Below are 6,327 nucleotides of genomic sequence, written 5' to 3'. Positions count from 1 at the left end.
TAGCACGACCACGATTATGCAACTTTGTTTTGTTATTGATTAATATTTCAAAGTTAAGTATTTCATATATTTCTATTCAAAGCAAAGATATGAGCAGGAAATAGCTCCTCATAAAAACTAGTAAACTTTCGATTCTAATGCTTATTTTTGCGCTAAATTAAACTGAATTATGTTACAGAATCCAAAAAGATATACCATTACAGCGGCATTGCCTTATACAAACGGACCAATTCACATTGGCCATTTAGCGGGAGTTTACGTGCCATCGGATATTTATTCACGCTACTTGCGTTTGCAAGGAAGAGACGTTTTGTTTGTGTGCGGAAGCGATGAACATGGCGTTGCGATTTCAATGAAAGCTAAAAAGGAAGGCATTACTCCGCAAGAAGTAATTGATAAATATGATGGAATTATACGCAAATCGTTTTCTGATTTTGGAATTTCGTTTGATAATTACTCAAGAACTTCGGCTAAAATTCATCACGATACCGCTTCGGAATTTTTTACAACTTTATACAAAAAAGGCGACTTTATAGAGCAAGTTACCGAACAATTATACGACGCCAAAGCAGATCAGTTTCTAGCAGATCGTTTTGTTATAGGAACTTGTCCAAAATGTGGCAACGAAGAAGCGTACGGTGACCAATGCGAAAAATGTGGATCGACTTTGAATGCTACGGATCTGATAAACCCAAAATCGACCATTACTGGAGAAACTCCTATAATGAAATTGACAAAACACTGGTTTTTGCCATTGGATCGTTATGAAGATTTTTTAAAAGAGTGGATTCTTGTTGGACATAAAAATGACTGGAAACCTAATGTTTACGGACAGGTAAAATCTTGGATTGATGGCGGATTAGAACCTCGTGCAGTAACTCGCGATTTAGACTGGGGAATTGATGTTCCTGTTCCTGGTGCCGAAGGAAAAAAATTATATGTGTGGTTTGATGCGCCTATTGGCTATATTTCTTCTACTAAAGAATGGGCTTTGCGTGAAGGAAAAGATTGGGAGCCTTACTGGAAAGATCAAGACACAAAACTGGTTCACTTTATAGGGAAAGACAATATTGTTTTTCACTGTATCATTTTCCCTGCAATGCTTAAAGCAGAAGGAAGTTATATTTTACCCGATAATGTGCCTGCTAATGAGTTCTTGAATTTAGAAGGAAATAAATTGTCGACTTCTAAAAACTGGGCCGTTTGGTTGCACGAATATTTAGAAGAATTTCCTGGTCAGCAAGATGTTTTGCGTTATGCTTTAACATCTAATGCACCGGAAACTAAGGATAATGATTTTACTTGGAAAGATTTTCAAGCGAGAAATAATAATGAATTAGTTGCGATTTACGGAAATTTCATAAACCGTGTAGTGGTTTTAACTAATAAATATTATAACGGAATTGTACCTCAACCAAATGATTTATCGGAAGTTGACGAAGCTACTTTAACGGAACTGAAAGCATATCCAGCGGTAATTTCAAGCTCCATAGAAAGATATAGATTTAGAGAAGCATTAGGCGAATTAATGAATGTGGCTCGTCTTGGAAATAAATATTTAGCCGATGAAGAGCCTTGGAAGGTAATCAAAGACAATCCAGAACGCGTACAAACACAAATGTATGTGGCATTGCAAATCGCAGCAGCCTTGAGTTCACTATGCGAACCATTCTTACCTTTTACAGCAACTAAGCTATCTAGAATCTTAAAAATAGAATCAGCGTTATCTTGGAATACGATTTCAGAAAATTCAGATTTGATTGTTGCGGGACATCAAATTGGAGAAGCCGAATTGCTTTTCGCCAAAATCGAAGATGAGGAAATTCAAAAGCAAATAGACAAACTGGAAGCTACAAAAACAGCTAACAAAGCGGAAAACAAAGTAGTAGAACCACAAAAAGAACCTATCCAATTTGATGATTTTGCTAAAATGGATTTACGTGTGGGAACTATTCTAGAAGCTACAAAAATGCCAAAAGCAAACAAGCTATTGATTTTGAAAGTAGATACAGGAATTGATATTCGCACCATTGTATCAGGAATTGCTGAGAGTTTTAAACCTGAGGATATTATTGGTAAGAAAGTTACTGTTTTAGTTAATTTAGCGCCAAGAAATCTTCGCGGTGTAGAAAGTCAAGGAATGATTTTGATGACTACAAATGCAGACGAGAAATTAGTTTTTGTAAATCCGGATGCTGATGCTGTAAATGGCGAGACGATAAATTAAGAAGTAGCCACAAATTAGATAATTGCTTATTTAAAATTCGTGAATTAGCAATAAAAAACAGATAATTACACTTACAATTGCCACAAGTTAGTTAGTGGCAATTTGTATTTAATAAAATAACAAAAATGACAAATGCAAAACCAAGATTAGCGCTAGCCATAGGAATACTTTGCATTTCTGTTTTCCCAATATTGGTTAAACTCAACCTTACTGGTGGATTAATTTCGGCTTTTTATCGAATGGCAATCGCAGCAGCATTACTCTTACCGTATGTTTTAATTACCGGAAAGTTTAAGTTACCTCGAACCAATATTTTGATTCTCGCTATTGTTTGCGGTCTATTATTTGCTTCAGATGTGGCAGTTTGGAATATTTCTATCCAGCACTCAAGTGCTACACAAGCTACATTACTAACTAATTTATCTCCAGTGTGGGTTGGTGTGGGTTCGTTCCTATTTTTAAAAAATAAACCTGCAACTAATTTTTGGATTGGAACATTAATAGCAATATTTGGAATGATTACCCTTGTTGGATTCCAATTTTTTCTAAATTTAGATTTCAATATGGCATTTTTATTAGCAATATTATCTGGAGTTCTTTATGCTGTTTACATGCTAGTGAGTAAAAATGTGTTATCAGAAATGGATGTGCTGTCTTTTATGCTAGTAACACTTATTACTTCTACTCTATTCCTAGGAATTATTTGCTTTGTTACTAATGAGCCATTCACCGGTTTTTCAAATGCCGGTTGGATTGTGTTATTCATTCAAGGAATAGTATGTCAATTAATTGCTTGGTTCCTGATAAGTTACGCCACTCAAAATATGCGTACTACTCGCGTTTCATTGTCTTTATTAGGTCAAGCCGTTTTAGCAACTATACTGGCATGGCTGTTTTTAGACGAACAAATAACATTACAAATGATTATTGGCGGACTAATTTTACTACTAGGAATTCGAACAACATTTTACGGTAAAACCCTTTCAATCAAAAATATATTAGGTAAAAGCTAAAGACACTTCTTCTTTAAAAATCATTTAACACTATGAAAAATATAAAAGTAATTGCATTTGATGCAGACGATACCTTATTCATCAATGAAACATATTTTGCTGAAACAGAAGAGAAATTCTGTTGCTTAATGAGCGACTATCTTTCAAATCAAGGGATTTCGAAGGAACTCTTTAGAATAGAAATTGAAAATCTAAAGTTATACGGCTACGGAATAAAAGGCTATATCTTATCGATGATTGAAGCTGCAATGAGTATTTCTAACAACACGCTTCCCGTGGAGATTATTGAAAAAATCATTCAATACGGTAAAGAGTTACTAGAGAAACCAATTGTTTTGCTAGAAGGTGTTGAGGAAACACTCTCAGCATTACACGGAAAGTTCAAATTAGTTGTTGCCACCAAAGGTGATTTATTAGACCAACGCAGAAAATTACATAACTCTGGATTAGGTATATATTTCCATCATATTGAGGTCATGTCTGATAAACAAGAAATCGACTACTCTGATTTAATAAAACGCTTGGAAATACAACCAGAGGAATTTTTTATGATTGGAAACTCTTTAAAATCAGATGTTCTACCTGTTTTAGCTATTGGCGGACACGCCGTTCATATTCCTTTTCACACTACTTGGGCACACGAAAAGATTGATCACAAAGTAGAACATGAAAACTTTAGAACCTACGAAAAAATTATTGATGTATTAGGCCGATTACAGGTTTAAGCAAAACTTTTTATCGTACTTTATATTATTTTTATAGGTTCTTTGGTCAAATTGTGAAACACAAGGGTTTTAATTATCTAAATGAAATTAAAAAAAGTCACAAATAATTTCAATATTAGAGATAAAATACCTAAAAAAATGTGTTGAATGTAATTTTATCTTCTTTACGTCTTATAATTTGTAAAATTTATAGTTCTTTTTATATAATTAACTGATTGAAAATTCTTATCCCTTTAAATGTTGTAGTTTTGCATCAAATTTAAAAATAGAAAAACAATGAAAAAATTGATGATTGCACTAGTTTTAGCAGCTACCGCCTCGACTGTAAATGCTCAAACTGCAACTACCACAAGTTCAGCAGTTGAATATAACAAATGGTCTGTTGAATTGGCTGGTGGTTTAAACAAACCCATGAGACCGATGACTGCTGGTTATAGAACTGCAGTAACAAGCGCTTATGTAGCTGATCTTGGAGTACGATACATGTTCAATAATAAATTTGGTTTAAAAGCTGACTTTGGATACAATAGCTTTAAAGAAGGAGAAAACTCAGTAGGTTTTGACTCTAAATATTACAGAGCAAATTTACAAGCAGTTGCTAACTTAGGAAGAATAATGAGTTTTGAAACTTGGACTAACACAATAGGATTATTAGGTCACGCAGGTGTTGGTTTAGGATTTGGAGAGTCTGATAACTTTACAGGAACAGACAAAATGGGTAACTTTGTTGGAGGTTTAACAGGCCAAATTAAATTATCGAATAGAATTGCTTTAACTGGTGATTTCACAACAATCCTTAATGCTAAACAAAATCGTACTTTTGATGGTGCAAGTGTTGCAGGAACTCCTGGATTTGGTGGAGTACTTTTCAATGGTACAGTAGGTTTAACGGTTTATTTAGGTAGCAACGAAAAACATGCTGACTGGGTAATCGACAATTATAGTGAAATAGACAATTTGAGACAACGCATTGCAGATATCGAAACTTCAATGTTAGATACTGACAAAGACGGAGTTGCTGATTACCTAGATCAAGAGCCTAACACTATTGGTGGTGTAATGGTTGACAGTAAAGGAAAATCAATTGATTTAAACAACAATAATGTTCCTGACGAATTAGAAAGCTATTTACTAAAAACTTACGGTAGCAACACTGATAAATCAGCTATCTTAAACAATAGTACATTAATTAAGAACTTGATAAACGAAGGGTATGTAAGTACTTATTTTGATTTTGACAAATCTACTCCAACTAACGTTTCAACTGAAGGAATCGATTTTATCTTAACTTATTTAAGAAACAATCCTTCAGCTTCAGTTGATATTATTGGTCATGCTGACGAATTAGGAAGATCAGCTTACAATGATAAACTATCTAATGCAAGAGCTGCTAGCGTAAAAAATACATTATTGAAAGCTAACATTGCTGCTTCAAGATTGAATGTTATTGCTGCAGGAGAAGATAATTCAGTAAGCAAAGATTCAGATGCTGCTAGAAAATTAGTTAGAAGAGTTACTTTCATGGTAAAATAATCTAATTTTTTTTATACAAATTAAAGCCCTAAGGATTTATCTTTAGGGCTTTTTTTATTTCAATAATTTAAATATGATGCTAATCCACAAAATTTAAATTGACCTGAAGGAATTTTATCATTACAAAGTTAAAAGTTACTTTTGTAAAAAGAATAAAATCACACTAAATTGAAAACAATTTTAGATCTCGAAAACTGGAATAGGAAAGAACATTTTGAATTTTTCTCTCAGTTTGAAGAACCATTTTTTAGTATTACTTGTACAATAGACATGACAAAAGCGTATAAAAAAGCTAAAGAGCTGGACATCCCTTTTTTTATTTACTACTTACATAAAAGCATACTAGCGATAAACAACATAGAAAATTTTAAATATAGAATAGAAGATGGAAAAGTATATTGTTATGATGAAATTCATGCTTCGGCAACTATTATGAGAGCAGATCATACCTTTGGATTTTCATTAATGCAGTATGCAGAAAATAGTACAGATTTTAAAAAAATGGCTCAGAACGAGATCGCGCGAATCCAGCAAACACCTGGCCTTTTTACACGTGAATTTCCATTAAATGTTATTCATTTCTCTGCCATTCCGTGGATTAATTTTACAGGTTTGACGCATTCAAGAAATTATAGCTTCCCTGATAGTTGTCCTAAAATATCCTATGGAAAACTCATGTCAACTGGTATAGAAAAAAGTATTTCAATGACAATTGTCGCTCATCATGCGCTTGTAGATGGTTATCACATGGGTTTATTTATTGAGGAGTTACAAAGATTATTAAATATATGATGTCGTTTTATCACTTCTATTTGTAAAAGATTTTTAT

At 33.4% G+C, this 6,327-nt stretch carries 5 protein-coding genes; all 5 read left to right on the top strand.

What is annotated here, in order from left to right; all coding sequences use genetic code 11:
* Positions 1 to 169 precede the first annotated feature (169 nt).
* Positions 170 to 2,227 carry a methionine--tRNA ligase gene (metG, locus tag BUA99_RS14155; protein WP_072993797.1) on the top strand — a complete coding sequence of 686 codons (2,058 nt, stop codon included), beginning with the start codon at positions 170 to 172 and terminating at the stop codon, positions 2,225 to 2,227.
* A gap of 125 nt (positions 2,228 to 2,352) precedes the next feature.
* Positions 2,353 to 3,240 (top strand): DMT family transporter, encoded by an 888-nt coding sequence (locus tag BUA99_RS14150; protein WP_072993794.1) that lies wholly within the window; start codon positions 2,353 to 2,355, stop codon positions 3,238 to 3,240.
* A 32-nt stretch (positions 3,241 to 3,272) separates the two neighbouring features.
* Entirely contained in the window at positions 3,273 to 3,965 is a 693-nt protein-coding gene (locus BUA99_RS14145; protein ID WP_072993792.1) for an HAD family hydrolase, read from the top strand.
* Between the two features lie 276 nt (positions 3,966 to 4,241).
* Complete coding sequence (locus tag BUA99_RS14140) at positions 4,242 to 5,498, top strand: OmpA family protein (RefSeq protein ID WP_072993789.1); 1,257 nt, start codon at positions 4,242 to 4,244, stop codon at positions 5,496 to 5,498.
* Positions 5,499 to 5,666: 168 nt separating this feature from the next.
* Positions 5,667 to 6,290, top strand: a complete 624-nt coding sequence (locus BUA99_RS14135) for a chloramphenicol acetyltransferase (protein WP_072993786.1) — start codon at positions 5,667 to 5,669, stop codon at positions 6,288 to 6,290.
* Positions 6,291 to 6,327 lie beyond the last annotated feature (37 nt).

Source organism: Flavobacterium segetis (genome assembly GCF_900129575.1).
Taxonomy (GTDB): domain Bacteria; phylum Bacteroidota; class Bacteroidia; order Flavobacteriales; family Flavobacteriaceae; genus Flavobacterium; species Flavobacterium segetis.
This window is presented reverse-complemented; position numbering and strand designations above follow the sequence as displayed.

Bases quoted from the DNA above. Each gene is read 5' to 3' on its own strand.
- metG (WP_072993797.1), top strand. From the start codon at position 170: ATGTTACAGAATCCAAAAAGATATACCATTACAGCGGCATTGCCTTAT.
- BUA99_RS14150 (WP_072993794.1), top strand. From the start codon at position 2,353: ATGACAAATGCAAAACCAAGATTAGCGCTAGCCATAGGAATACTTTGC.
- BUA99_RS14145 (WP_072993792.1), top strand. From the start codon at position 3,273: ATGAAAAATATAAAAGTAATTGCATTTGATGCAGACGATACCTTATTC.
- BUA99_RS14140 (WP_072993789.1), top strand. From the start codon at position 4,242: ATGAAAAAATTGATGATTGCACTAGTTTTAGCAGCTACCGCCTCGACT.